Source organism: Amycolatopsis sp. NPDC114504 (assembly GCF_055633595.1).
The window spans coordinates 1431006-1456138 of the sequence record NZ_JBVKDU010000003.1 but is presented as its reverse complement, the minus strand read 5'-3'; the positions used below and the strand labels follow the sequence as shown (position 1 = coordinate 1456138).

The following is a 25133-nucleotide window of genomic DNA, read 5'->3' as shown; positions in this document are numbered from 1 at the left end:
GCGCCCGAATCCCCCGATCCGTAGACCTGGCACCCAAGCGAAGGAGAGAGGAGCGAGCCATGCGGACACGGATCGTCGTCGCGGCGCTCGGGGCGGCCCTGCTGCTCGGGGGCTGCGGCGCGAAGGGGGACGACGGCGACAAGGTCGCCTCGATCTCGACCCCGCCGAAGTCGGGCGGACCCACGGCCGCCGACAACAGCGGCAAGAGCGACGAAGACAAGATGCGCGACTTCGCCAAGTGCATGCGCGAGCACGGCGTCGACATGCCCGACCCCAAACCGGCGGGCGACGGCGGCGGCATGGCCATCACCCTGGGCGGCGACGGCGCCGACGCGTCGAAGATCGAAGCCGCGCAGAAGGCGTGCAAGAGCCTCATGCCCAACGGCGGCGAGATGAAGCCGCCGAGCGCCGAAGAGCTCGACAAGATGCGCAAGGACGCGAAATGCATGCGTGACCACGGCATCGACATGCCGGACCCCGACCCGAGCGGCAAGGGCATGACCCGGGCCGGGAGCGTCGGCGACGACCAGAAGAAGTTCGAAGAGGCCGCCAAGGCGTGCGGGCTCGGCTTCGCCTCCAGCGGCCGTGCGGAGGCCGGGAAGTGAATGAGGTGACCCACCTGAAACCGCGCCGCCGCGGCCGGACGCGCTGGTTCATCGCCGGTGCGGTCCTCGTCGTGGTGCTCGGCACCAGCTCCGTCGTGATCCTGACGCGCGTCTCGGACGCGACGACCGTCAAGGAGGCCACGCCGCCCGCGGTCGAGACCGCCGAGGTCGTCAAGACCGACCTCAGCGAGGAGGAAGAAGCCGACGGCACCCTCGGCTACGGCGACGAGGAGACCGTCCAGGGCCGCAAGCCCGGCACGATCACGTCGCTGCCCGCCGCCGGCGCCACGATCACCCGGTGCAAGCCGGTGTACGGAGTGGACGCGAAGCCGGTGCCGCTCTTCTACGGCACGCTGCCGTTCTACCGCGACCTCGCCACCGGCGCGGACGACGGTGCCGACGTCAAACAGCTCGAAGAGAACCTCAAGGCGTGCGGTTTCGGCGGCTTCGGCACGCCGGACAAGAAGTTCACCTCGGCGACAGCGGCCGCGCTGAAGAAGTGGCAGAAGTCGCTGGGGCTGGAGCAGACCGGCGCGTTCGGCCAGGGCGACGTCGTGCTCGCGGCGGGCGAGGTCCGCGTTTCGGCGCTGTCGGCCAAGCCTGGTTCGCCGGCCCAGGGCGAGGTGCTCAAGACGACCGGGACCGTCCGTTCGGTGCAGGTGAAGCTCGACGCGGCGAAGCAGGGTCTCGCGGAGCAAGGCGCGAAGGCGTCGGTGACCATCAACGGGAAGACGACGCAGGGCACGATCACCGACGTCGGGCGGTCCGCCGTCGAGGGCAAGGACGCGGCGGGGCAGGACGACGGCAAGCCCAAGATCACCGTGGCCGTGAAGCTGGACGATCCGGCGGCGGGCGGCCCCCTCGACTCGTCCCCGGCGACCGTCCGGTTCACCAAGGACGTCCACCAGGGCGTCCTCGCGGTCCCGGTCGGCGCGCTGCTCGCGCTCGCCGAAGGCGGCTACGCGGTGGAGGTCGACGAGAACGGCCAGCGCCGGCTCGTCGCCGTCCAAACGGGACTGTTCAGCGGTGGCAAGGTCGAGGTCACCGGCGCCGGCCTGAGCGCGGGCATGCGGGTGGTGACGACGTCGTGACGCCCGTGCTGCGCGTCCACGAGGTCACGCGCACCTACCCCGGCGGGGTCGCCGCGCTCGACGGCGTCTCGCTGGCCCTCGAACCGGGCGAGATGGTGGCGATCGTCGGGCCGTCGGGATCCGGCAAGTCCACGCTGCTGCACCTGATGGGCACGCTCGACCGGCCGTCGTCGGGCCGCGTCGAGCTGCACGGCCACGACGTCGCCGTGCTCCCGGACCGCAAGGTCTCCGCGCTGCGCTCGCGCTGGATCGGGTTCGTGTTCCAGCAGTTCTTCCTCGACGAAGGGATGAGTGCGGTGGACAACGTGTGCACCGGGCTGCTCTACGCCGGGGTGCCGCGGCGACGGCGTCGCGAGCGGGCACTGGCGGCGCTCGACCGCGTCAAGCTGGGGCACCGGGCGTGGCACCGGCCCGGTGAGCTCTCGGGCGGGGAACGCCAGCGCGTCGCGATCGCCAGGGCGGTCGTCAACGAGCCGTCGATCCTGCTGGCCGACGAGCCGACCGGCAACCTCGACACCGGCACCGGCGCGTCGGTGCTCGCGCTGCTCGGCGAGCTGTCCACCGGCGGCACCACGATCGTCGTGATCACCCACGACCGCGAGATCGCCGGGGGCATGCCGCGCCGGATCGAGCTGCTCGACGGGCACCTGCGCCTCGACACCGGTCTGGTGGGGGCGCGATGACCCTCGTGACGCTGCCGGAACCGGCCCGGCTCAAGCCGCCGGACGTCGTCGCGCTCGGTGCGCACGGCATGCGCACCCGGCCCGTGCGCGCGGTGCTTTCCGCGCTGGGCATCGCGATCGGCGTCGCGGCGATGGTCGCGGTGCTGGCGATCCCGGCGTCCGGCGCGCAGGCCCTGCACGACCGGCTGGCCGCGCTCGGCACGAACCTGCTCACGGCCGGGCCGGGGCAGACGCTGTTCGGGAAGGACGCCGTGCTGCCCGATGACGCCGTCCCGATGGCCAAGCGGATCGGGCCGGTGCAGGCGGCCAGCGGCACCGGGAACACGTCGGCCAGCGTGCGGCGCAGCGACAAGATCGCGCCGGACGACACCTCCGGGCTCGCCGTGTACGCGGCGAAGCCGGACCTGCTGGGCGTGCTCGGCGGGAAGGTCCGGGCCGGTGCGTTCCTCGCGGCGGGGAACCAGGACTACCCGGTGACGGTGCTCGGTTCGCAGGCCGCGGCCCGGCTCGGGATCGACCACATCGACCCGGCCCGCCCGCCGCAGGTGCTGATCGGGACGCAGTGGTTCACCGTGGTCGGGATCCTCTCGCCGATGCCGCTGGCCCCGGAGGTCGAACGGTCGGTGCTGGTCGGCTGGGACGTCGCGAAGCGGCTGCTCGGGTTCGACGGCCATCCGTCCACTGTGTACGTCCGGGCGCAGGAGTCCCAAGTGGACGGTGTCCGATCGGTGCTGGGCGCGACGCTGAACCCGCAGGCGCCCAACGAGGTCGAGGTGCGCCGGCCGTCGGACGCGCTGGCCGCGCAGAAGCTGACGGACACGACCTACAGCGCGCTGTTCCTGGGGCTCGGCGGGGTCGCGCTGCTGGTCGGCGGGGTCGGGGTGGCCAACACGATGGTCATCTCGGTGCTGGAACGGCGGCGCGAGATCGGCCTGCGCCGCGCGCTCGGGGCGACGAAACGCCAGATCCGCGGGCAGTTCCTGGCCGAGTCGGTGCTGCTGTCCGGGCTCGGCGGGCTCGCGGGGGTGCTGGTCGGGGTGCTGGTGACGGCGGGCTACGCGCTGAGCCAGGGCTGGCCGGCGGTGCTGCCGTGGGCGACGCTGCTCGGCGGCGTCGGGGTGGCGGCACTGGTGGGGGCGATCGCGGGGGCCTACCCGGCGATGCGGGCCGCCCGGCTGGCGCCGACGCAGGCGCTGGCCTGACGCGCTTTCCCGGGGAACGTGCACTTCCCCGGGAAAGCGGGGCCTCGCGGTACCTCCGAGGATGCGCAGTGGGAAGAGCGCACGCTGGGAGATTCGCGGCCGCCGTCCGGCGGGTTGAATGAGCCGCACCAGCGATTAGGGGGCGGCCGTGGTGCGGGTCGAGGCGAACCGGCGTGACTTCCTCCGCTGGCTGGCGGTCGCCGGGGCGGGGCTCGCCGCCGCGGGCATCGCGCCCGCCCTGTTCGCCCAGGAAGCCGCCGCGGCCGGCTCGGACGTCGTCGTGGTGCTCGGGGCCACCGTCGTCGACGGCACCGACGCCCGGCCCGCCCCGGACGCGGCGGTCGTGCTGGTCGGCGACCGGATCGCCTGGTCCGGTCCCGCCGCGGACCTGCCGCCCCTGGCCGGCGTCCGGGTCGTCGACGGCCGGGGCCGCTACCTCGTGCCCGGGCTCTGGGACCTGCACACGCACGGCCTCGACTACGAGGCGATCTTCCCGCCGCTGTACCTGGCCAACGGCGTCACCGGGATCCGCGAGATGTGGGGCTACACGGAGAACCGCGCGGCGCGCGACAAGATCGTCCGCGGCGAGCTGGCCGGACCCCGGGTGGTCATGGGCAGCTCGATCGTCGACGGCCCGGTGTCGATGCTCGGGCCACCCGTGACGCGGGTGACGACGGCCGCGGAGGCCCGCGCGGCCGTCCGGACCGCGGAGGCCGAGGGCGCGGACTTCGTCAAGGTGTACTCGTACCTGGGCGCGGAGGCGTTCGCGGCGCTCGCCGCCGAGTGCCGCCGCGCCGGGCTGCCGTTCGCCGGGCACTGGCCGTACCGGGTCTCGCAACCGGCGGCGAGCGACGCGGGCCAGCACAGCTTCGAGCACCTCTTCGGCGTCCCGGTGTACACGTCGGCGCACCGGGACGAGCTCCTCGCGACGCTCGCGGCGACGCCGTTCGACCCGGCGAACCCGCGCGCGTTCTTCACCATGGCCCGTGACCTGGACCGGCGGGCGACGGAGGCGTACAGCCCGTGGCGGGCCCGGGAGTTCTTCGGCGGGCTCGTCCGCAACGGGACCCGGCTGACCCCGACGATGGTCGTGAACAAGGTGATGTGCTCGCCCGCGGACACGTTCGCGCACGACCCGCGGCTGAAGTACGTGCCAGGCGCCGTGCGGGACCTCTGGGCCGAGCTGGTGCGGACGCGCACGCCGGTCACGCCGGGGGAGATCGCGGAGCAGGACGCCTACTTCAACGCGCAGGTGGAGCTGGTCGGCGCGGCGCACCGGGCGGGTGTCGGCCTGCTCGGCGGCACGGACTGCCTCAACCCGTACGTCTTCCCGGGCTTCAGCCTGCACGACGAGCTCGCGTACCTGGTCGAGGCGGGGTTGTCGCCCCACCGGGCGCTGCAGGTGGTGACCCGCGACGCGGCGGCGTTCACCGGCCACGGCGCCACGGCGGGCACGATCACCCCGGGCAAGGTGGCCGACCTGGTGCTCCTCGACGCGAACCCGCTGGCCGACATCCGCGCGGTCGGCCGGATCGACACGGTGGTCGCGGCGGGGCGGGTGTTCGACCGCGCGACGCTGGACCGCATGCTCGCCGGCGTCGAGGCGGCGGCCGGTGCCACCGCGAACGCCAGGTCAACGCGGTTGCCGGTGCACAGCTGCTGCTGAGCGCCCGGTAATCTCGGCCGGTCGAAGACCTGGGTTCGAGGGGGCGCGTTGACTGGGCGGAAGCTGGCGTGGGCGCTCGCGGCGCTCGAAGTCGTCGCCGTTGTGCTCGTGCTCCTCCTCAAGCGGTTCGACGGCCTGGACCTGGAGGTCTACCTCGGCGGGGCGAAGGCGCTGGCCGAGCAGGGCTCGCCGTACGACGCCTGGGTGCCGACCACCCACCAGATCCTGCTGCCGTTCACCTACACGCCGTTCGCCGCGGCCGTGTTCCTGCCCGGCACGCTGCTGCCCTTCGCCACGACGATGAAGCTGCTCAGCATCGCTTCGATCGTCGCGACCGGCGTCGTCGCCTACCTCTACGTCGCGACGCTCAACGGCTCGCTCACCGACCCGTCGAAGGTCAACGGCCGGGCGGTGGCCGCCCTCGTCGCCATCGGCGCGCAGCTCGCCGGGGCCCTGCTCGAGCCGGTGCGCTCGACGCTCGGCTTCGGCCAGATCAACGCGCTGCTCATGGTCCTGGTCGTCCTGGACGTCCTGCTCCCCGGCGACCGCCGGCGGACGAAGGGCCTGCTCATCGGCGTCGCCGCGGCGATCAAGCTGACGCCCGCGGTGTTCGTCGTCTACTTCCTGTTCCGCCGCGACTTCAAGTCGGCCGCGCGGGTCGTCGCCGGGTTCGTCGCGGCCGGGGCGCTGCTGTGGCTGGTCCGGCCGTCGGCGTCCTTCACCTACTGGACGAAGCTGGTCTTCGACGCGGGCCGCATCGGCGGCGTCGACTACGTCGGCAACCAGTCGCTGCACGGCCTGACCGTGCGCGCCGGCTGGCCGGAGTTCGCCTGGGTGCTGGCCGCGCTGGTGGTGATGGCCCTGGTCGCGGTGATCGTCGCGCGCGCCGAGCCGGTGCTCGGGCTGACCGCCTGTGCGCTCGGCGGTCTGCTCGTGTCGCCGATCTCGTGGACCCACCACTGGACGTGGTGCGTGCCGATCCTCGTCCTCGCCGGGTGGTACGCGTGGCGCTTCGGCCGGGCGATCCGGTGGACGGCGGCCGCGGTCGTCGTGGCCGGGCTGGCGTTGTTCATCTGGGGCCCGATGTGGTTCGCGCCGCGCCCGGCGCCGTCGGTGGGCTGGTGGCTGGCGACGGAGTCCTACGCGCTGTACGGCCTCGCGCTGCTGGTCCTGGCCGCGTTCGCCGCCCGCCGCCTGAGCACGGAAAAGGGGACCTCCGCCACCGAAGCGGCGAAGGTCCCCTCGAAGGAACCTCAGGTCAGCTGAGCCGCTCGACGACGTACTCGATGCTCTGCGTGAGCTTCGTGACGTCGTCCGGGTCGATGGCCGGGAACAGGCCGACGCGCAGCTGGTTGCGGCCCAGCTTGCGGTACGGCTCGGTGTCGACGATCCCGTTGGCGCGCAGCACCTTCGCCACCGCGGCGGCGTCGACCTCGTCGGCGAAGTCCACCGTGCCGACGACCTGCGAGCGCAGCTCCGGGTCCTTCACGAACGGCGTGGTGTAGCTCGTCTTCTCGGCCCACTCGTACAGCCGCGAGGACGAGTCCTTCGTGCGCGCGGTCGTCCACTCGAGGCCGCCCTGGCCGTTCATCCACTCGATCTGCTCGGCGAGCAGGAACAGCGTCGCGACGGCCGGGGTGTTGTAGGTCTGGTCCTTGCGGGAGTTGTCCAGCGCGGTGGTCAGCGACAGGAACTCGGGGATCCAGCGGTCGCCGCCGCCGATCTCGCCGATGCGCTCGACCGCGGCCGGCGAGGCCAGCGCGATCCACAGGCCGCCGTCCGCGGCGAACGACTTCTGCGGCGCGAAGTAGTAGACGTCGAAGTCCTCGGCCTTGACCGGGAGACCGCCGGCGCCGGACGTCGCGTCGATCGCGACGAGGGCGTCACCACTGCCTTCGGGACGGCGCACCGGGACGGCCACACCGGTGGACGTCTCGTTGTGCGCCCAGCCGACCAGGTCCGCGCCGGCTTCGTAGGCGATGTCCGGCGCGGAGCCCGCGTCGGCCTTGACGACGATCGGGTCGGCCAGGAACGGCGCGCCCTTGGTGACACTGGCGAACTTCGAGGAGAACTCGCCGTAGGTGAAGTGCTGCGAGCGCTCGCGGACCAGGCCGAACGCGGCGGCGTCCCAGAACGCCGTGGTGCCGCCGTTGCCGAGGATCACCTCGTAGCCCTCGGGCAGGGAGAACAGCTCGGACAGGCCGGTCCGGACGCGCCCGACGAGGGACTTGACCGGCTTCTGCCGGTGCGACGTGCCGAGGTAGGTGGAGCCGGACTCCGCCAGGGCGCTCAGCTGCTCGGCGCGGACCTTCGACGGTCCGCAGCCGAAGCGGCCGTCGGCCGGCTTGAGGTCTGCGGGGATGGTCAACTCAGCGTCGGTCATGTGGCCAGTCTCTCAGGTCGGGATGCGGCTGGTGATGGCGGTTCGCCAGTGTCCGCTATGTGGGACAAGGGGTGTTCGGGGCGTCGCGGTGCCCCCGCCCGACTCTAGGCGGCCGCGCCGACCGGCGGCGAAAACTCGCTGTCCGGCCCGCCCGGCCGCTCGGTAGCTTCACCGCGGACGAGAGGGAGGCAGTGGTGGAGGCGGAGGAGCGGTGGCGGCCGCGGTGGTGGCTGTGCTGGAACCTGGGCGCGCTCGCGGTCGTGCACCTGGTCGCGAACGGCGGCTGGACGTCGACGACCACGGTGGCCCTGCCGATCGCACTGGCCGTGACCCTGGTGCTCGTGTTCGTCCGGCGGCTGCCGTGGTGGCTCACGGGTGAGCTGCCCGCGGGGCGCCGGGTGCTCGTCGTGGCCGGTGTCGCGGGCCTGCTCCTGCTGGACGCCGTGGTCGTGGCCGCGCTGGTGGTGCACCCGCCGCACGGCGCCGACGTCGTCAACGCCGCGGTGTTCGCCGCGATCTTCCTGGGCGGGTCGGTGTTCGGCCTGTCCCGGCTCGTGCCGAAGCGGCCGTTGACGCGGCGCGCGGCACTGCGAGTGCGGTTGTGGCTCGTCACGGCGGCGGTGTGGGCGGCGGGCGCGTTCGTGCTCGCGCTCGAGGTCGCGGCCATCGTCCTGGTCGGCGGCTGGCTGCCGTGGTTCGTCCCGGTGGCCGGCGGCGTGGCCGTGCTCGCGCTCGCCGGCCGGCGAGCGGACCTCGCCGGACCGGCGCGGTGCCTCGCGAGCGACACCTGGACGCCGGTCGCGGCCGCGTCGGCCGACGTGCGCCCCGGCGAGCCGGTGGACGGCTGGGCGGTGCTGCCGGGCGACGTGCGGATCCGGTTCCACCTGCCCGTCGCGCCGCCCGACGTCGCCGCCGAGCTGGCGGAACGGCGGCGGCTCTGGCTGGCCGGCTGGCCGTCGGAGTACCTCGTCGCGGGCCTTCCGGACGGTGGCAGTTACGCCGTCGGGGTCATCGGGCACCGTCGCCGTGGGGGTAAAAACACGGTTACCCGGCCGGCGGACCCCTGGTTGGCTCATCGGTCATGAAAACTGTGCAGCAGAGCTTCCCGGCGCCGCCCGAGGCGCTGTGGAACGCGCTTCCCGCCGGGGTCGCGGCGATCGGCGGGCAGGGCCCGTTCTACGACTCGCAGCGCGGGTTCGTGTCGTTCCGGACCGGGATGAGCCTGCTGAGCTGGGGCCAGGAGATCACCGCGACCGTGGCGCCGGCCTCCGGCGGCTCGGTGCTCACGGTCATGACGAACCTCAAGTTCGGCCTCTTCGACTGGGGCGAGGGCAAGCGCATCGCCACCCGGTTCGCCTCCGCCGTCGCCTTCTCGGCCGGCACCGCCGCGCAGGCCTAGGGCCCCGCTCACCACCACCCTGGGGGTGTGAGCGGGGCCCGGCACGTCACCGCCAGCCGTCGACGCCGCCCGGCACCGGCGCGGCCGGGTCGTACGGCGTGCGGGTGAAGATGAACGTCGCGAGGTCGAGGTGCGTGGCGACGCCGCCGGAGTCTCGGCCCACTTCGAGCGTCTCGCCGGCGTAGTAGCCGTCGAGGCCGACGTAGGTGTCGCGGCCGGTCGCGCGGAAGCGGGAGCTGCGCCCGGCGCCCTCGGCCGGCGCGAGCAGGAGCAGCCCGTCACCCTGGATCCGCAGGTGGTACGGCGTCGGGCCCCAGTGCCAGAGCCCGGTGAGGGCGAGCAGCGCGGGGTCGACGGCCGACGGCTGCCACTCGGCGGGCAGCCGCGGCTCCCGCTCGTCGGTCATCGTGATCAGGTCCAGGCAGAGCTGCGTGATGCCGACACCGGACGTCGAGTTCGTGAGCACGAGCGCGCCGGTCTGGGCGACCGGGTCGACCAGCGTGACGGCGAGGAAGCCGGGCATCGAGCCGGTGTGCCCGGCCAGCCGGCGGCCCTGGTAGCGCACGAGCATCAGGCCGAGGCCGAAGCCGGTCGTCCAGACGTCGGTGTCGTCGACGGTGACCATGGTCCGCATCTGCTCGATGGTCTCCGGCGCGAGCACACCGCCGCCGTGGCCGCCGAGGAACGCCGTCCAGCGGGCGAGGTCGGTGGCGGTGGACCACAGCTGCCCGGCGGGCGCCATCGCGCCGGCGTCGGGGCTCGGCTCCGGCAGGAGGACGTCGGCGAAGGGGTGCACGGCGAAGCCGTCGGCGTGCGCGCCGACCGGGTGCGGGGTGGTGCGGGTCATCCCGAGCGGGCCGAGGACCTCCTCGTCGAGCACAGAGAGCCAGTTCTTGCCGCGGTGGCGCGAGATGAGCTCGCCGAGCACGCCGTAGCCGACGTTCGAGTAGTGGAACCGCGCGCCCGGCCGGTGCTTGGTCGCGCCGTCGGCGAGGCTGCCGGCGAGCGCGTCCCAGTCGGCACCGGGGGTGCGCTCCCACCAGAGCCCGGGCGACTCCGACGTCAGGCCGGAGGTGTGCGACAGCAGCTGGGCGACGGTGGCGGCGCCGAAGGGCGTGCCCGGGACGTGCTGCTCGAGGGCGTCGTTGAGGTCGAGCAGGCCTTCGTCGCGCAGCCGCATGACGGCGGTGGCGACGAGGGTCTTGGTGATCGACCCCAGCCGGTACTGGGTGTCGGTGCCGGGCGGCCGGTCCCCGACGCGCCCGCGGCTCCCGGACCAGACGATCTCGCCGTCCCGCACGACAGCGGCGACGAGCGAGGGAGCGCGGCAGGCCGCCTGCTCGTGGGCGATCCGGCGGAGCAGGGCGTGTTCGGTCGACTCAAGCATGAGAGGCATTCTGCCGCGCTCCGGCCGGCGGGGCAGGCCTCTTGGCCAGACCTCACACCCACCCGCGTGAGCCGAGAGGCATCACGCGTGTCCGGAGAGGCATCACGCGTGTCTGAAGAGGCATCACGCGTGATTGGAGGGGCATCGCGGCTGATGCCCCTGGGATCACGCGTGATGCCCGCTCAATCACGCGTGATGCCCCTCGGGACACGCGTGATGCCCGTTGGATCACGGTCAGGTGAGGAGGTTTCGGGACATTGCTGTTGTTACTGCGGCGGTGCGGTCTGAGACGCCGAGCTTGCCGAACACTCGCAGGAGGTGCGTTTTGACCGTTGCCTCGCTGATGTGCAGCGCGCGGCCGATGTCGGCGTTCGTGCCGCCCTTCGCGACCAGGCGGAGGACCTCCACCTCGCGGGCCGACAGCGACTGCGGCTCCGGGTTGCGGACTCGGTTGACCAGCTTCCCGGCCACCGACGGCGCCAGCACCGTCTCCCCGCGCGACGCCGCGCGGATCGCGTTCGCCAGCTCCGTGCGGGACGCGTCCTTCAGCAGGTAACCCGACGCCCCCGCCTCGACCGCGCGCAGGATGTCGGCGTCCGTTTCGTACGTCGTCAGCACGACGATCCGGCGGCCCGGCTGCTCGCGCAGGATCCGCTTCGTCGCGCCGACGCCGTCGAGCCCCGGCATGCGCAGGTCCATCAGCACGACGTCCGGTAGCGCGACGCGGTCGAGCGCGACGGCTTCGTCGCCCGAGCCCGCTTCGCCGACCACCGTCAGGTCGGGTTCGGCTTCGAGCATCCCGCGGAGGCCTTCGCGGACGACGGGGTGGTCGTCGACGAGCATGATGCGGATCAAGCCGGCACCTCCAGGGTGAGTTCGGTGCCGCGCGGGCCACTTCGGACGCTCAGTCTGCCACCCACCTGCTCGGCGCGGGACCGCATGCCGCGCAGGCCGAAGCCGTTGACGCCGTCGGGGTCGAAGCCGGTGCCGTCGTCACGGACGGACAGCCGCACCGCGTCGTCCACAACGGACAGCCGGACCGACACCGACGACGCCGCCGCGTGCCGCCGGACGTTGTTCAGCGCCTCCTGGGCGCCCCGCAGCAGGACCACTTCGCCCGCCATGCCGATCGCCGGGAGCGCACCGTCCACTTCGTACTCGACCGACACGCCCGTCTCGTCGGCGAGCCGGTCGGCCTGCCGCCGGACGGCGTCCACGAGGGACCCGGACGCGAGGTCGGCCGGCGCCAGCGCGGCGACCATCGTGCGGGCCTCGGCCAGGTTCTCCCGCGCCGTGCGGGCGGCCAGCTCGACGTGCCGCCGCGCCGCCGCCGGGTCGGTGTCCAGTTCGGACTCGATGGCCTCGGCGAGCGTGACGATGCTGGTGAAGCCCTGGGCCAGCGTGTCGTGGATCTCGCGGGCGAGACGTTCGCGTTCGGCCGCCGTGCCCGCCTCGCGGGAGAGCCGGGCGACCTCGGCTTGGCTCGCTTCGAGCTGGTCGATGAGGTCCGCCCGCGCCCGGCTCTCCTCGATGACGTGGAGGATGAACTTGCCGGACAGGATCCCGAACACGACGAGGATCGCGGTCATCGGCAGCAGGATGTGCAGCGCCGGGCCCCGCAGCCCGTCCGCGGCGATCGCCGAGAGCGGGCTCAGCAGGATCACCAGCGTGGTGAACACCGCGGCCGGCCGGAACTCGAGCGTCGAGAACAGCAGCGGGCACACCATGAACAGGATGAAGCTGGCCGTCGTGTTGGCGAACATCGCGACCGCGACCAGCGCCACCACCACGAGGGCCAGCGTCCACCGCTGCTTCAGGTGCCCGTCGTCGCGCACCACCCGCCGTCCCCACAGCAGGTAGGTCAGGGCGAGCGCGGTGAGCGCCCCGACCGCGACGACGCTGCGGACCGGATCGGTTTCGTCCAGCAGCACCAGCGTCGTCGTGGCCAGGTAGGCGACCGCGAAGAGGATCTCCCAGAGCCAGTTGAACCGGTCCCAGGCGTCCTTCACTTCGTGTCGGTCCACCGGAAGCTCAGCCGCGCCAGCACCGCGCCCACCACGCACCAGATCCCCAGCACCAGCGCCACCCGCGGGAGTTCCCATGACCCAGCCATCTCCATTCCGACCGCGCCGTCCGGGAGGAACACCGACCGGAAGCCCTGGCAGATCCACTTCAGCGGGAAGAACGACGCGATGTCAACCATGATCTTCGGCAGGTTCGTGATCGGCGTGACGAACACGCCGGAGATGAACTGCAGCACCAGGTACAGCATCTGCACGACGGCGACCGCGCCGGTGGTGGACTTCGCGAGCGAGCTGAGCGCGATCCCGAGCAGCGTGCACGAAACGATCCCCAGCGCGAACACCCACAGCAGCGTCAGCCACTTCTCCGGCTCGGTCGGCAGCTTCAGCCCGAAGAGCAGCACGGCGACCGCGGCCATCAGCACGGTCTGCGCCAGGCTGGACACCGCGACCAGCACCATCTTGCCGATGAAGTAGGACGACGAAGGCATCGGCGTGCCGCGAAGGCGTTTGAGCGCACCGGTTTCCCGGTCGGCCGAGACACCGGTCGCGATGCTGTTGAACGACGTCGAGACGATGCCGGAGCCGATCATCCCGGCCGCCAGCAGCTGCCCGGACGTGACGCCGGCGAGTGCCGTCGGACCGTCCAGGATGGACCCGAGCAGGATCATCAGGACGGCGGGCAAGGAGAAGGTGAAAACCACCTGTTCCTTGTGCCGGAAGAACTGCCGCAGCTCGGTGCCGCCGCGCGCTAAGCCCAGCGACAACGGGCCGGGGAGGGCGAGCGTGGTCATGCCTTGTCTCCGATCAGGTCCAGGTAGATGTCCTCCAGGCTCGGCCGGGTCACGGTCAGTCCGGCGAGCTCTCTACCCCCAGCAGAGAGCTCGTTCACGAGCTTGGTCGGGTATGCGGTGCGCTCGACGTGCTCACCGCGGTCGTCGGTCCACCGCACGGTGGCCTCGGCGGCGGCGCGGCCACCCAGGTTCTGCGGGGTGTCCTGCGCGACGATCTCGCCGCGCGCGATCACCGCGACGCGGTCGGCGAGCGCTTCGGCCTCGTCGAGGTAGTGGGTGGTGAGCAGGATGGTGGTGCCCTCGGCGGCGAGGTCGCTGATCAGCTTCCAGAACTGCCGCCGCGCTTCCGGGTCGAAGCCGGTCGTCGGCTCGTCGAGGAAGAGCAGCTCGGGCCGCCCGATGATGCCGAGCGCGACGTCGACGCGGCGACGCTGCCCGCCCGACAGCGACTTGACCCGCGACGTGGCCTTCTCGGCGAGCCCGACCTTCTCGATGACCTCGTCGGGGTCGCGCGGGTCGGGGTAGTACTTCGCGAAGTGCCGCACGGTCTCGGCGACGCTCAGCTCGGCGGCGTCGTTGGCGGTCTGCAGGACGATCCCGAGGCGCGAGCGCCAGGCGCGGCCGGCCTTGCCGGGGTCCTCGCCGAGGACGCTGACCTCGCCGGCGGTCCGCTGCCGGTGGCCTTCGAGGATCTCGACGGTCGTGGTCTTCCCGGCGCCGTTCGGGCCGAGCAGGGAGAACACCTCGCCCCGGGCGATGTCCAGGTCGATCCCGGCCACCGCGAGGTGACCGGGGTACTGCTTGCGCAGGCCGCGCACGCTCACTGCTGTGGTCATGGAAGAAGCTTGCTCGCTCGCGGCGGCCCGCGGGAGCGACACTCAGCTGAATCCGGCTGTCCACCGATCGGTGGACAGAGTCGTCAGCCGGGCCCGTTGGTTTCCCGTGGAACCACGAAAACGCTGTCATACAAGCAAAAACGCGACGGATGCATGAACGACATCCGGCCACCAGCCGCCGCGCGGGTGAATCGCACTGTTGACAAGTTGTCTAACATGACAGAATGTCTCACAAGTGGGTGACCGCCAGCGACGGTGTCCGCCTCTCGGTCCACATCGAAGGCCGCGAAGACGGGCCCACGGTCGTGCTCGTGCACGGCTATCCCGACAACAGCTCGATGTGGGGTGGCGTGGCCGCCGAGCTGGGCGCGAAACACCGCGTCGTCACCTACGACGTCCGCGGGGCCGGGCAGTCGGACAAGCCGCCGGGACGCGCGTCCTACCGGCTGGACCAGCTGGCCGACGACCTCCGGGCCGTCGTCGACGAGGTGCGGCCGCACGGCAAGGTCCACCTCCTCGCCCACGACTGGGGCTCGATCCAGACCTGGCACGCCGTCACCGGCGACGCCCTGCGCGGGCGGGTCGCGTCCTACACGTCGATCTCCGGCCCGAGCCTCGACCACGCCGGCGCGTGGTTCCGCGCCCAGGTCACGCGCCCGACGCCGAAGCGGCTCAAGAACGCGCTGAGCCAGTTCCTGCACTCCTGGTACATCCTCGCGTTCCAGATCCCGCTCGTCCCGCAGCTGCTCTGGCGCACCGGCCTGCTGGGCGCGCAGATCCAGCGCATGGAGCCCGACGCCGCGAAGCCGGACAAGAGCGACGGCATCCACGGCCTCGAGCTCTACCGCGCCAACATGTTCACCCGGCTGTCCCGGCCCGCGCCGCGCGCCGCCGACGTCCCGGTGCAGGTCCTGGCCCCGACCGGCGACGCCTACGTCACGACACCGCTGCAGACCGAGGTCACGCGCTGGGTGCCGGACCTGCGGATCCGCCCGGTCGTCGGGACGCACTGGGTGACCCGTGCCAAGCCGAAGGTGGTCGCGGGGGCGGCCGCCGAGCTGATCGAGTACGTCGAAACCGGCGTCGAGAGCCGCGCCCTGCGCCAGGCGCGCGTGGGCACCGGCCGGTTCGAGCACAAGCTGGTCGTCGTCACCGGCGCCGGCAGCGGGATCGGCCGCGCCACCGCGCTCGCCTTCGCCGCCGAGGGTGCCGATGTCGTCATCACCGACATCGACCCGGCGGCGGCCACCGAAACCCTGAAGCTCCTGGAAGACCACGGGGTTGCGGAGTACACAGTGGACTCCAGCGACGGTCCCGCCGTGCACCGGTTCGCCGAGGACGTCCGCGCGCACCACGGCGTCCCGGACATCGTGGTCAACAACGCCGGCATCGGCATGTCCGGCCCGTTCCTCGACACGTCCGTCGAGGACTGGGAACGCGTCATCGACGTCAACCTCTGGGGCGTGATCCACGGCTGCCGCGCCTTCGCGCCGATGCTCGCCGAACGCGCCCAGGGCGGCCAGATCGTCAACCTCGCTTCGGCCGCCGCCTACCTGCCGTCGAAGATCCTGACCGCCTACGCGACGACGAAGTCCGCGGTGCTGACGTTGAGCGTCTGCCTGCGGGCCGAGCTGGCCGAGCACCACATCGGTGTCACGGCGGTGTGCCCGGGCATCGTGAAGACGAACATCACGAACACCACGCGTTTCGTCGGGGTGTCCGAAGAGGAGCAGCGACGGCGTCAGCAGCAGAGCTCGAAGCTCTACGCCCGGCGCGGGTTCGGCCCGGAAGGCGTCGCGAAGGACATCCTGCGCGCCGTGGAGAGGAACACCGCCATCGCACCGTCCACACCGGAGGCCAAGGCCGCGCTGGTCCTTTCGCGACTGACGCCCGGACTGCTGCGCCAGGCGGCGAAGCTGGACCTGACGCCGTGAGCCGGCCGCGGCGGATGTCGCCGCAGGCGCGCCGCGACGACCTGATCCGCGCCGCGCTCGACCTGTTCGGCTCGCGGGCGCCGGAGCTGGTCACGGTGGACGACATCGTCGCGCGGGCCGAGGTGTCGCGGCCGTTGTTCTACCGGTACTTCTCCAGCCTGCGCGAGCTGCAGGTCGAGGCACTGCGGACGGTCACCGACGGGCTCATCGACGGACTGGCCGGGCTGGAGGAGGGTCCGCCGGAGACCCGGCTGCGGGCCGCTGTCCGCGGCCTGGTCGACGTCGCCGACCACTACCGCGCGGGGTACATCGCCCTGCTGCGCAGTGGTTCGGTGATCGCGACGTCCGAAACGGACGCGGCGATCGACGAGGTCCGCAACCGCGCGGTGGCCCTGATCCTGGACGCGCTCGACGTCAGGGATCCCTCGCCGTTGCTCTCCCTCACGCTGCGCTGCTGGACCGCGGTGGTGGAGGGGGCACTGCTGAGCTGGCTGCAGGAGCGCAGCGTCGCGCGTGACGACCTCGACAGCTGGCTGGTCGACCAGCTCACCGCCATGCTCGAGGCCACCGCGAAGCACGAACCGGCCGGTCCCGTGAAGGCACCGGCCGGCTCGTAGCGGGGTCAGTGCTTGGTGACCAGTTCCCAGCCTTCGACGTCCTCGGGCGTGCGCGGCGCGGGGCCGACGTACTTGGCCGAGGGCCGCACCAGGCGTCCGGTGCGCTTCTGCTCCAGGATGTGCGCGGCCCAGCCGGCGGTGCGCGCCGAGCTGAACATCGCGGGCATCATGTGCGGCGGGACCTGCGCGAAGTCCAGGATGACCGCGGCCCAGAACTCGACGTTCGTCTCGATCGGGTGGTCCGGACGCCGCTCGCGCAGCTCCGCCAGCGCGGCCTGCTCCAGCGCCGCGGCCGCCTCGAAGCGGGCCGCCCCGAGCTCCTGGCAGGTGCGGCGCAGCACGCGCGCCCGGGGGTCCTCGGCCCGGTAGACGCGGTGGCCGAAGCCCATCAGGCGTTCCTTGCGGTCGAGGATGCCCTTGACCAGGCCCGCCGGGTCGCCGGTGCGCTCGACCTCTTCGATCATCGGCAGCACGCGCGCCGGGGCACCGCCGTGCAGCGGGCCCGACATCGCGCCGATGGCGCCCGACATGGCCGCCGCGACGTCGGCGCCGGTGGACGCGATGACGCGGGCGGTGAAGGTCGACGCGTTGAGGCCGTGCTCGGCGGCCGACACCCAGTACGCGTCCAGCGCCCGGACGTGCGCCGGGTCGGGCTCGCCGCGCCAGCGGACGAGGAACCGCTCGGTGATCGAGTGGGCCTCGTCGACGCGGGTCTGCGGCACGGCGGGCTGGCCGACGCCACGCGCCGACTGGGCGACGTAGGACAGGGCCATCACCGAGGCGCGGGCCAGCTGCTCACGGGCCTCTTCGTCGGTGATGTCGAGCAGCGGGCGGTAGCCCCAGATCGGCGCGAGCATGGCCAGCGCGGCCTGGACGTCCACCCGGACGTCACCGGTGTGCACCGGCAGCGGGAACGGCTCGGCGGGCGGGAGGCCGTGGCCGAACCGGCCGTCCACGAGGAGGCCCCATACGTCACCGAAGGTCACCTTTCCGGCGAGGTCCTCGATGTCGACGCCGCGGTAGCGCAGCGCACCGCCGTCCCGGTCGGGTTCGGCGATCTCGGTGTGGAAGGCGATGACGCCTTCCAGACCCGGTCGGAAGCCGTCGTCGGGTTCGCCGGACGGCTGTGGCTTGGTGATCGTGGAGGTAGTCACTGTTTCGCGGGACCTTTCGGTGCGCTTTTTTCCCCGTCTTGGTGTGGTGCTCGCGCGGACGGAATAGCGCGGGAAAGCGCGCACCATCGCACGGATGGATAGACCTTGCTCCCTCGATCGCCGGGGGGCAATCGAAAGAAGCGGTGGTTTCGGTCACGATTACGAGAACGATTCAGTCACCGAGGCCGTCCGACCGGAGAATTTTCACCACGCAGTGTGACGAAGGCCAGGTTAAAGGTATGTTTCCGAACCAGGCAGCGCCGTGGTCCGGGTGATAAACCTGAGCGATGCACCTCAGTCCGCAGGAGCGCGACAAGCTGCTCGTCCACGTGGCGGCCGACGTCGCGCGGAAGCGGCTGGACCGCGGCGTCCGGCTGAACTACCCGGAAGCGGTCGCGCTGATCACCGACCACGTCCTCGAAGGGGCCCGCGACGGGCGCACGGTCAGTGAGCTCGTGGCCAGCGGCCGGACCGTGCTGAGCCGGGCGCAGGTGCTCGACGGTGTCCCCGAAATGGTCGACTCCGTGCAGGTCGAAGCCACCTTCCCGGACGGCACCAAGCTCGTCACCGTGCACGACCCGATCGTCTGAGGAGGGCCGGATGCACCCAGGTGAGATCATCCCCGGCGACGAACCGGTCGAGCTGAACCCCGGCCGCCCGCGCGTCCGGCTGCTCGTGCGCAACCTCGGCGACCGGCCGGTGCAGGTCGGCTCGCACTACCACTTCGCCGCGGTGAACCCCGGTCTGGAATTCGACCGCGACGCCGCCCGCGGTCACCGGCTCGACGTCCCGGCCGGCACGTCGGTGCGGTTCGAACCGGGCGTCGAACGCGAGGTCGATCTTGTTCCGCTCGCCGGCGCGCGCCGCGTTCCGGGCCTGCGGTCCGAATTCTCGGGAGAGTTCTGAAATGCCGCAGATCGACCGCGAGCGCTACGCCGAGCTGTTCGGCCCGACCACCGGCGACCGGATCCGGCTCGCCGACACCGACCTGCTGATCGAGGTCACCGAAGACCGTTCGATGGGCCCCGGCGGCTCGGGCGACGAAGTGCTCTTCGGCGGCGGCAAGGTCATCCGCGAGTCGATGGGGCAGGGAATGGCGACCCGGGCCGAGGGTGCGCCCGACCTGGTCATCACCGGCGCCGTCATCCTCGACCACTGGGGCATCGTCAAGGCCGACGTCGGCGTGCGCGACGGCCGGATCGTCGGCATCGGCAAGGCCGGCAACCCGGACACGATGGACGGCGTCGACCCGGCCCTGGTCATCGGGCCGTCGACGGAGGTCCTGGCCGGCAACGGCAAGATCCTCACCGCCGGCGGCATCGACTGCCACGTCCACTTCATCTGCCCGCAGCTCGTCGACACGGCGCTGGCCGCGGGACTGACCACTTTGGTCGGTGGCGGCACCGGGCCCAACGAGGGCACCAAGGCCACGACCGTCACGCCCGGCGCGTGGAACCTCGGCCGGATGCTGTCCGCCATGGACGGTTACCCGGTCAACGTCCTGTTGCTGGGCAAGGGAAACACGGTCCGGCACGAGGCCCTGCGCGAGCAGTTGGCAGCCGGTGCGGGTGGCTTCAAGCTGCACGAGGACTGGGGCACGACCCCGGCCGCCATCGACGCGTGCCTGACGGTCGCCGACGAGTCCGGCGTCCAGGTCGCGATCCACACGGACACGCTGAACGAGGCGGGCTTCCTGGAGTCCACTGTGGACGCCATCGGCGGCCGCTCGATCAACGCGTACCACACCGAAGGCGCCGGCGGCGGGCACGCGCCGGACATCATCGAAGTGGTCTCGCTGCCGAACATCCTGCCGTCGTCGACCAACCCGACCCGGCCGCACACGGCCAACACCCTCGACGAGCACCTCGACATGCTGGTGGTCTGCCACCACCTCAACCCGTCGGTGCCCGAGGACCTCGCCTTCGCCGAGAGCCGGATCCGGCCGTCGACGATCGCCGCCGAGGACGTGCTGCACGACCTGGGCGCCATCTCGATGATGAGCTCGGACTCGCAGGCGATGGGCCGGATCGGCGAGGTGATCATCCGGACCTGGCAGACCGCGCACGTGATGAAACGCCGTCGCGGCGCGCTGCCCGGCGACGGCGCGGCGGACAACCTGCGCGCGCGTCGCTACGTCGCCAAGTACACGATCAACCCGGCCATCGCGCACGGGATGGAGACCGAGATCGGCTCGGTCGAGGTCGGGAAGCTCGCCGACCTGGTGCTGTGGGAGCCGAAGTTCTTCGGTGTCCGGCCGCACGTAGTCCTGAAGGGCGGCTTTCCGGCGTGGGCGGCGATGGGTGACGCGAACGCGTCCATCCCGACGCCGCAGCCGGTCATGGCGCGGCCGATGTTCGGCGCGAACATCGGTGCGGCGCTGAGCCTGCACTTCGTCGCGCCGTCCGCTTTGGACAGTGGCCTGCGCGAGACGTTCGGCATCACGCGGCCGCTCGTCGCCGTGTCGAACACGCGCGCGCGGACGAAGGCGGACATGGTGCTCAACGACGCCACGCCGGATGTGCGCGTCGAGCCGGACAGCTTCGCGGTGCACGTCGACGGCGAGCTGATCGAGCCGCAGCCGGTGACGGAGTTGCCGATGGCCCAACGCTACTTCCTGTTCTGATGGACCTTTCGGCGCTGATCCTCGCGGACTCCCGCTTCCCCGGCGGCGGGCACGTCCACAGTGGCGGGCTGGAAGAGGTCGTCTCCCGGCGGTTGGTGACGTCCGTGCGTGATCTGCCGGGATTCCTTTCCGGACGGTTGCGCACGGCGGGCTGCCTCGCCGCCGTTTTCGCCGCTGCTTCGGCGCACGCGGCCGTCGCCGGCGGGAGCTGGTCGCTTTTGGACGGTGAGCTCGACGCGCGAACTCCGTCGCTCGCGCAGCGCGAGGCTTCCCGGGCGCAGGGACGCGGCACCGCGCGGGCCGGGCGGATCGCTTGGCCGTCACCCGTGCTGGACGCCTTGCTGAGCGAAACCCCGCGTCCGCACCACCCGATCGTGCTGGGCGCTTTGGTCGGCATCGCGGGCGGCTCGCCGTACGACGCCGCGATGGCCGTCGCGTACCTGTCGGTGAGCGGGCCGGCGAGCGCCGTGGTGCGGCTGCTGGGGCTGGATCCCTTCGCTGTCAACGCCGTTGTCGCGCGGCTCGACCTCCGCTCGGTGGCGGAGGAGGCGGCGGCCGTGGCGGGGGACGATCCGGCGTCGCTGCCGTCGCCGGGCTCGCCCGCGTTGGATTTATTCGCCGAGGCGCACGCCCGGCACCACCAGGAAGAGGTGCGTCTCTTTGCCAGCTGAAGGCCACGGCCACGGGCACGTCCACGAGGTCAACTTCGACCCGACGGCCGCCGAACCCGACCACTACGACGCGGCGCCCACCGCGGGGCGCGCGTACCGGATCGGCATCGGCGGCCCGGTCGGCTCGGGCAAGACGGCGCTCACCGCGGCGCTGTGCCGCGCGCTCGGCGACGAGGTGAACCTCGCGGTCGTCACGAACGACATCTACACGACCGAGGACGCGGACTTCCTGCGTCGCGCGGGAGTCCTGGACCCGGCCCGGATCGAAGCGGTGCAGACGGGCGCGTGCCCGCACACCGCCATCCGCGACGACATCACCGCGAACCTCGATGCGGTCGAGCGCCTGGAGGAGAAGTTCCCGGGGCTGGACCTGGTGATCATCGAAAGCGGCGGCGACAACCTCACGGCGGTGTTCAGCCGCGGGCTGGCCGACAGCCAGATCTTCGTGGTCGACGTCGCGGGCGGCGACAAGGTGCCGCGCAAGGGCGGCCCCGGGGTCACGACGGCGGACCTGCTGGTGATCAACAAGATCGACATCGCGCACCTGGTGAATGCGGACATGGCCGTGATGACGTCGGACGCGCACCGGATGCGCGGCGAGCTGCCGGTCATCACGCAGTCCCTTGTGGACACTCCGGACGCCCCCGATGTCGCCGCCTGGGTCCGTTCCCTGCTGTGAAGGCCCACGCCCGGCTGACGGCGTGCTTCGACGGCACGCGCACGGTGCTGCGCGAGCTGCGGTCGATGGCGCCGTTGACGTTGTTCCCCCGCCGGGGCCGCGGCTCGACGGCGGTGGTGCACCTGGTCAACTCGGCGACCTCGCCGCTGGGCGGGGACGAGTTGCTGCTTTCGATCCACGTCGGCCCCGGCGCGTCCCTGCGCCTTTCCGGAGTGGCGGCGACCCTTGCCCTGCCCGGTCTGCACGGCGAGGGGTCGACGTCCACGGTTTCCGTGGTCGTCGAGGAGGGTGGCTCGCTGGAGTACCTGCCGGAGCCGACCGTGATCACGGCGCGGGCCAGGCACGCGGCGGTGTTCCGGGCTTCCCTCGCCGCTGACGCCCACCTGCACACGCGGGAGGTGCTGGTGCTGGGCCGGGCCGGGGAACGCCCGGGCTCGCTGACGACGTCGTCGCAGGTCACGCGGGGTTCCGTGCCGGTGCTGCGGCAGACGCTGACCGTCGGAGATCCGGGGCTGGACACGAGTTTGGCGGTGCTCGCGAGCCGCCGGGTCCTGGCGACGGACCTGGTGGTGGGTGGCCCGGACCTCCCGGCGGCCTCGGGCGAATGGTGGTCCCGCACCCCTCTCGCCGCGGGCGGGACGCTCACGACATCACTGGCGCCCGACGCGGTCACGGCGTTGAAGGGGCTTGTGGAAAGCTGATCCGCTCACCGGAGAAGACCCCCTGCGGCTTCTCCGGCGAGCGGATCACCGCACCCCAGAGCCTTTGGTAATCACAATTTTCACAAAGTAGTCATGCGGGTAGGATCTGGCAATCCCTCAGAAGGAGGAGAGAACCGGTGGCTCGCACGTACGGCGGCGTCGCACCCGAGCAGCGCCGCGCCGACCGTCGGGCGCGTCTGCTCACGGCCGGCCTCGAGCTCTTCACCTCCACGGGCTTCCGGCACACCAAGATCACCGACATGTGCGCCCGCGCCGGCGTGTCGACGCGGAACTTCTACGAGGAGTTCACCGGCAAGGAGGACGTGCTCCGCACCCTCCACGACCAGATCAACAGCCTGGCGCTCGCGCACGTCTCCGCCGAGCTCGACAAGGTCGCCGACGCCGACGCGCTCACCCGCATCTCGACGTTGCTGGACGTCTTCATCGCCACGGTCACCGCGGATCCCCGGATGCCGCGCCTGACCTACGTCGAGGCCGTCGGCGTCAGCGCCGAGCTGGAGGCGCAGCACCAGGTGTGGGTCGACCGCTGGGCGAACTTCATCGCCGCCGAGGCGAGCCGCGCCGCCGAGCACGGTGTCGTGCCGGTGCGGGACTACCGGCTGACGGCGATCGCGCTGGTCGGCGCGGGCACCGGGCTGCTGCGCGAATGGCAGGCGCACGACCCGCCGCTGCCGGTCGAAGAGGTGGGCGCGGAGTTCCGCGCGATGATGCTGGCGGCCATCATGCGGCCGGAAAAGATCTTGGAAATTCCAGGCAACCGCAGTGCCCCTTCCGACGTGGAAGAGTCGAGCCGGGCGGGGGCACAGGGGGGAACCCGGCGAACGTGACGGCCCGGTACCTGCGGCGGACGCAGGTACCGGGCCGTCACGGACATTACGCCTGGCGGGGCGTCGGCAAGCCCAGCGAAACCGGGCCCGTCGTGCGGCACACGTCGTGGCAGGTGCTGTCGAGCGTGCAGCACAGCGAGCAGATCGGGCCGTCCTGCTTCGCGCAGTCGGCGACGTCCGGCAGCTCGTACGGGTCGCCGCAGACCGAGCAGACGTGCGTCGCCCGCAGGTCGGCGTCGACGTCCGGCCCGGCGACCGTGTTCGGCCGGACCAGGTAGTACTTCCCGCGGGTCGCCACGGCGAGCGTCGGCACCAGGACGATCGCGATGACCAGCGCGAGCAGCGGGCTGAACGCGGCGAGGAACGGGCCGAACGCGCCGAAGTAGGCCGCGATCGACACCGCCGACGCGACGACCATCGAGCCGAACCCCACCGGGTTGATCTTGTGCAGGTAGGCCCGCTTGAACTCGATGTAGCGCGGCGAAAGCCCGAGCGGCTTCGCGATCACCAGGTCGGCGCAGACCGCGCCGATCCACGCGATCGCGACGTTCGAGTAGAAGCCGAGGATCTTGTTCAGGAAGCCGAACGCGCCGAACTCCATCAGCGCGAGCGCGATCCCGCAGTTCACGAGCACGTACCAGACGCGGCCGGGGTGCTTGTGGAGCACGCGGGAGAAGAAGTTCGCGAACGACAGCGAGCCGGAGTAGGCGTTCGTCGTGTTGATCTTGATCTGCGAGACGACGACGAACAGCGCGGCGAACGTCAGCGCCACCGGGCCGAGCGCCGGCTTCACCGCTTCGAGGTACGGCGCGATCGGCTCGAGCGCGGCCGTCTTGCCGACGACGCCGAGCGCGAGGAACGCCAGCAGCGCGCCCCCGATCTGCTTCGCTGCCCCGAGGATCACCCAGCCGGGCCCGGCGGCGAGGACCGCGGCCCACCACGACCGCTTGTTCTCCGCCGTCTTCTCCGGCATGAACCGCAGGTAGTCGGCCTGTTCGCCGATCTGCCCGATCAGCGAGAGCGCGACGCCCATGCCGAGGCCGAACCCGATCGCGGAGAACCCGGACCCGGCGCCCTCGGTACCTCCGAAACGGGCGAACTCGGCGAACTTGCCCGGCTCGCGGACCAGCACGACCACGAACGGCAGCACCAGCCCGGCGATCCACAGCGGCTGCGTCCAGGTCTGCATCTTCGCGACCGCGCCCATCCCGTAGAGCGCGAAGGGCAGCACGATCAGCGTCGCCAGCAGGTAGCCGATCGGCAACGGGATGCCGAGGGCCAGCTCGAACGCCTGCCCCATGATCGAGCCTTCGAGCGAGAAGAAGATGACGGTGAAGCTCGCGTACACGAGCGACGTCAGCGTCGACCCGAAGTAGCCGAAGCCGGCGCCGCGGGTCAGCAGGTCCATGTCCACGCCGGACTTCGCGCAGGCAGCCGCGATGGGCACGCCGGTCGTGAAGATGACGACGGCGGCGGCGAGGATCGCGAGGATCCCGGACGTGAAGCCGTAGGAGAGGACGATGCTGGCGCCGATCGCGAAGTCGGCGAGGTAGGCGATGCCGCCCAGCGCCGTCGTCGCGACCACGAAAGGTGACCATTTCCGGAACGAATGGGCGGCGAAGCGCAGTGAGTAGTCCTCGCGGTTTTCGTTGGCCGCGAGCGGGGCGTACCGGCGTTTCGGGGGAGCGGTTTCTTCGGCGTTGGACAGGATCTCGGTCATGCCTGCCTCCGGAGTGGTGGGGAACGGGCCGAAGGTAGAGCCGTGCTGTATCGATCCTGGTCCGGTGGGTGACGCGCGGGTTACGGCTTGTTGTCCAGCAGTTACGTCACGGTCGTGTC

Annotated in this window: 25 protein-coding genes; 17 read left to right on the top strand and 8 right to left on the bottom strand. The window is 71.8% G+C overall.

Annotated features, from left to right (window positions below; genetic code table 11):
• Positions 1-59 precede the first annotated feature (59 nt).
• The 6 genes from ACZ7PG_RS28380 (at position 60) to ACZ7PG_RS28355 (ending at position 6513) form a co-directional block, all read left to right on the top strand.
• A complete protein-coding gene (locus ACZ7PG_RS28380) occupies positions 60-605 on the top strand; it encodes a hypothetical protein (protein ID WP_470242089.1) in 546 nt (181 codons plus the stop codon).
• On the top strand, positions 602-1696 hold the full coding sequence (locus ACZ7PG_RS28375) for a peptidoglycan-binding protein (protein ID WP_470242088.1): 1095 nt from the start codon (positions 602-604) through the stop codon (positions 1694-1696). The genes ACZ7PG_RS28380 and ACZ7PG_RS28375 overlap by 4 nt, the downstream gene beginning before the upstream one ends.
• The gene (locus ACZ7PG_RS28370) at positions 1693-2379 is read left to right on the top strand and encodes an ABC transporter ATP-binding protein (RefSeq protein WP_470242087.1); all 687 of its coding nucleotides are present in this window, start codon (positions 1693-1695) and stop codon (positions 2377-2379) included. The genes ACZ7PG_RS28375 and ACZ7PG_RS28370 overlap by 4 nt, the downstream gene beginning before the upstream one ends.
• A complete protein-coding gene (locus ACZ7PG_RS28365) occupies positions 2376-3581 on the top strand; it encodes an ABC transporter permease (protein WP_470242086.1) in 1206 nt (401 codons plus the stop codon). The genes ACZ7PG_RS28370 and ACZ7PG_RS28365 overlap by 4 nt, the downstream gene beginning before the upstream one ends.
• Positions 3582-3729: 148 nt before the next feature.
• Positions 3730-5247: an amidohydrolase family protein gene (locus tag ACZ7PG_RS28360; RefSeq protein ID WP_470242085.1), complete on the top strand. Its 1518-nt coding sequence runs from the start codon at positions 3730-3732 to the stop codon at positions 5245-5247.
• Between the two features lie 48 nt (positions 5248-5295).
• Positions 5296-6513, top strand: coding sequence for a glycosyltransferase 87 family protein (locus tag ACZ7PG_RS28355; RefSeq protein ID WP_470242084.1), 1218 nt, complete (start codon positions 5296-5298; stop codon positions 6511-6513).
• On the opposite strand, the gene serC is transcribed toward ACZ7PG_RS28355, so the two are convergent.
• Entirely contained in the window at positions 6506-7630 is a 1125-nt protein-coding gene (gene serC / locus ACZ7PG_RS28350; protein WP_470242083.1) for a phosphoserine transaminase, read from the bottom strand. The two genes, ACZ7PG_RS28355 and serC, sit on opposite strands and share 8 nt — an antisense overlap.
• Positions 7631-7824: 194 nt before the next feature.
• On the opposite strand from serC, the gene ACZ7PG_RS28345 reads away from it, so the two are divergent.
• Positions 7825-8715, top strand: coding sequence for a hypothetical protein (locus ACZ7PG_RS28345; protein ID WP_470242082.1), 891 nt, complete (start codon positions 7825-7827; stop codon positions 8713-8715).
• The gene (locus ACZ7PG_RS28340) at positions 8712-9029 is read left to right on the top strand and encodes a hypothetical protein (RefSeq protein WP_470242081.1); all 318 of its coding nucleotides are present in this window, start codon (positions 8712-8714) and stop codon (positions 9027-9029) included. The genes ACZ7PG_RS28345 and ACZ7PG_RS28340 overlap by 4 nt, the downstream gene beginning before the upstream one ends.
• 46 nt (positions 9030-9075) lie before the next feature.
• Here the strand turns inward: ACZ7PG_RS28340 and ACZ7PG_RS28335 are convergent, their stop codons facing one another.
• The 5 genes from ACZ7PG_RS28335 to ACZ7PG_RS28315 form a co-directional block, all read right to left on the bottom strand.
• Entirely contained in the window at positions 9076-10416 is a 1341-nt protein-coding gene (locus ACZ7PG_RS28335; RefSeq protein ID WP_470242080.1) for a serine hydrolase domain-containing protein, read from the bottom strand.
• A 234-nt stretch (positions 10417-10650) separates the two neighbouring features.
• Positions 10651-11271: a response regulator transcription factor gene (locus tag ACZ7PG_RS28330; protein ID WP_155540710.1), complete on the bottom strand. Its 621-nt coding sequence runs from the start codon at positions 11269-11271 to the stop codon at positions 10651-10653.
• Positions 11268-12425 carry a sensor histidine kinase gene (locus ACZ7PG_RS28325; protein WP_470242438.1) on the bottom strand — a complete coding sequence of 386 codons (1158 nt, stop codon included), beginning with the start codon at positions 12423-12425 and terminating at the stop codon, positions 11268-11270. Before ACZ7PG_RS28325 ends, ACZ7PG_RS28330 begins: the two co-directional genes overlap by 4 nt.
• A complete protein-coding gene (locus tag ACZ7PG_RS28320; RefSeq protein ID WP_470242079.1) occupies positions 12422-13231 on the bottom strand; it encodes an ABC transporter permease in 810 nt (269 codons plus the stop codon). The genes ACZ7PG_RS28325 and ACZ7PG_RS28320 overlap by 4 nt, the downstream gene beginning before the upstream one ends.
• The gene (locus tag ACZ7PG_RS28315; RefSeq protein ID WP_470242078.1) at positions 13228-14067 is read right to left on the bottom strand and encodes an ABC transporter ATP-binding protein; all 840 of its coding nucleotides are present in this window, start codon (positions 14065-14067) and stop codon (positions 13228-13230) included. Before ACZ7PG_RS28315 ends, ACZ7PG_RS28320 begins: the two co-directional genes overlap by 4 nt.
• Positions 14068-14306: 239 nt before the next feature.
• Between ACZ7PG_RS28315 and ACZ7PG_RS28310 the strand changes: the two genes are divergently transcribed.
• Both ACZ7PG_RS28310 and ACZ7PG_RS28305 read left to right on the top strand, forming a co-directional pair.
• Positions 14307-16001: an SDR family oxidoreductase gene (locus ACZ7PG_RS28310; protein ID WP_470242437.1), complete on the top strand. Its 1695-nt coding sequence runs from the start codon at positions 14307-14309 to the stop codon at positions 15999-16001.
• 14 nt (positions 16002-16015) lie between these two features.
• Positions 16016-16618, top strand: a complete 603-nt coding sequence (locus ACZ7PG_RS28305) for a TetR/AcrR family transcriptional regulator (protein WP_470242436.1) — start codon at positions 16016-16018, stop codon at positions 16616-16618.
• A 5-nt stretch (positions 16619-16623) separates the two neighbouring features.
• Here the strand turns inward: ACZ7PG_RS28305 and ACZ7PG_RS28300 are convergent, their stop codons facing one another.
• Positions 16624-17772 (bottom strand): citrate synthase 2, encoded by a 1149-nt coding sequence (locus tag ACZ7PG_RS28300; RefSeq protein WP_470242077.1) that lies wholly within the window; start codon positions 17770-17772, stop codon positions 16624-16626.
• Between the two features lie 287 nt (positions 17773-18059).
• Here ACZ7PG_RS28300 and ACZ7PG_RS28295 point away from each other — a divergent pair, with 287 nt between their 5' ends.
• The 7 genes from ACZ7PG_RS28295 to ACZ7PG_RS28265 all read left to right on the top strand — a co-directional run bounded on the left by ACZ7PG_RS28295 (position 18060) and on the right by ACZ7PG_RS28265 (position 23294).
• A complete protein-coding gene (locus ACZ7PG_RS28295; RefSeq protein ID WP_086680249.1) occupies positions 18060-18362 on the top strand; it encodes an urease subunit gamma in 303 nt (100 codons plus the stop codon).
• Positions 18363-18372: 10 nt separating this feature from the next.
• A complete protein-coding gene (locus ACZ7PG_RS28290) occupies positions 18373-18678 on the top strand; it encodes an urease subunit beta (RefSeq protein WP_470242076.1) in 306 nt (101 codons plus the stop codon).
• 1 nt (position 18679) lies between these two features.
• Complete coding sequence (locus tag ACZ7PG_RS28285) at positions 18680-20395, top strand: urease subunit alpha (RefSeq protein WP_470242075.1); 1716 nt, start codon at positions 18680-18682, stop codon at positions 20393-20395.
• Positions 20395-21066, top strand: a complete 672-nt coding sequence (locus ACZ7PG_RS28280; RefSeq protein WP_470242074.1) for an urease accessory protein UreF — start codon at positions 20395-20397, stop codon at positions 21064-21066. Before ACZ7PG_RS28285 ends, ACZ7PG_RS28280 begins: the two co-directional genes overlap by 1 nt.
• Positions 21056-21745, top strand: a complete 690-nt coding sequence (gene ureG, locus ACZ7PG_RS28275; RefSeq protein ID WP_470242073.1) for an urease accessory protein UreG — start codon at positions 21056-21058, stop codon at positions 21743-21745. Before ACZ7PG_RS28280 ends, ureG begins: the two co-directional genes overlap by 11 nt.
• Positions 21742-22446 (top strand): urease accessory protein UreD, encoded by a 705-nt coding sequence (locus ACZ7PG_RS28270; RefSeq protein ID WP_470242072.1) that lies wholly within the window; start codon positions 21742-21744, stop codon positions 22444-22446. Before ureG ends, ACZ7PG_RS28270 begins: the two co-directional genes overlap by 4 nt.
• Before the next feature lie 137 nt (positions 22447-22583).
• Positions 22584-23294, top strand: coding sequence for a TetR/AcrR family transcriptional regulator (locus tag ACZ7PG_RS28265; RefSeq protein WP_470242071.1), 711 nt, complete (start codon positions 22584-22586; stop codon positions 23292-23294).
• A 46-nt stretch (positions 23295-23340) separates the two neighbouring features.
• Here ACZ7PG_RS28265 and ACZ7PG_RS28260 read toward each other — a convergent pair whose 3' ends face one another.
• Positions 23341-25014 carry a purine-cytosine permease family protein gene (locus ACZ7PG_RS28260; protein WP_470242070.1) on the bottom strand — a complete coding sequence of 558 codons (1674 nt, stop codon included), beginning with the start codon at positions 25012-25014 and terminating at the stop codon, positions 23341-23343.
• Between the last annotated feature and the right edge of the window lie 119 nt (positions 25015-25133).

What these genes read in the sequence shown, in the direction of transcription:
- ACZ7PG_RS28285 (WP_470242075.1), top strand. Translation starts at nt 18,680, where the DNA reads ATGCCGCAGATCGACCGCGAGCGCTACGCCGAGCTGTTCGGCCCGACC.
- ACZ7PG_RS28260 (WP_470242070.1), bottom strand. Translation starts at nt 25,014, where the DNA reads ATGACCGAGATCCTGTCCAACGCCGAAGAAACCGCTCCCCCGAAACGC.
- ACZ7PG_RS28365 (WP_470242086.1), top strand. Translation starts at nt 2,376, where the DNA reads ATGACCCTCGTGACGCTGCCGGAACCGGCCCGGCTCAAGCCGCCGGAC.
- ACZ7PG_RS28380 (WP_470242089.1), top strand. Translation starts at nt 60, where the DNA reads ATGCGGACACGGATCGTCGTCGCGGCGCTCGGGGCGGCCCTGCTGCTC.
- serC (WP_470242083.1), bottom strand. Translation starts at nt 7,630, where the DNA reads ATGACCGACGCTGAGTTGACCATCCCCGCAGACCTCAAGCCGGCCGAC.
- ACZ7PG_RS28335 (WP_470242080.1), bottom strand. Translation starts at nt 10,416, where the DNA reads ATGCTTGAGTCGACCGAACACGCCCTGCTCCGCCGGATCGCCCACGAG.
- ACZ7PG_RS28290 (WP_470242076.1), top strand. Translation starts at nt 18,373, where the DNA reads ATGCACCCAGGTGAGATCATCCCCGGCGACGAACCGGTCGAGCTGAAC.
- ACZ7PG_RS28280 (WP_470242074.1), top strand. Translation starts at nt 20,395, where the DNA reads ATGGACCTTTCGGCGCTGATCCTCGCGGACTCCCGCTTCCCCGGCGGC.
- ACZ7PG_RS28295 (WP_086680249.1), top strand. Translation starts at nt 18,060, where the DNA reads ATGCACCTCAGTCCGCAGGAGCGCGACAAGCTGCTCGTCCACGTGGCG.
- ACZ7PG_RS28320 (WP_470242079.1), bottom strand. Translation starts at nt 13,231, where the DNA reads ATGACCACGCTCGCCCTCCCCGGCCCGTTGTCGCTGGGCTTAGCGCGC.
- ACZ7PG_RS28305 (WP_470242436.1), top strand. Translation starts at nt 16,016, where the DNA reads ATGTCGCCGCAGGCGCGCCGCGACGACCTGATCCGCGCCGCGCTCGAC.
- ACZ7PG_RS28315 (WP_470242078.1), bottom strand. Translation starts at nt 14,067, where the DNA reads ATGACCACAGCAGTGAGCGTGCGCGGCCTGCGCAAGCAGTACCCCGGT.
- ACZ7PG_RS28340 (WP_470242081.1), top strand. Translation starts at nt 8,712, where the DNA reads ATGAAAACTGTGCAGCAGAGCTTCCCGGCGCCGCCCGAGGCGCTGTGG.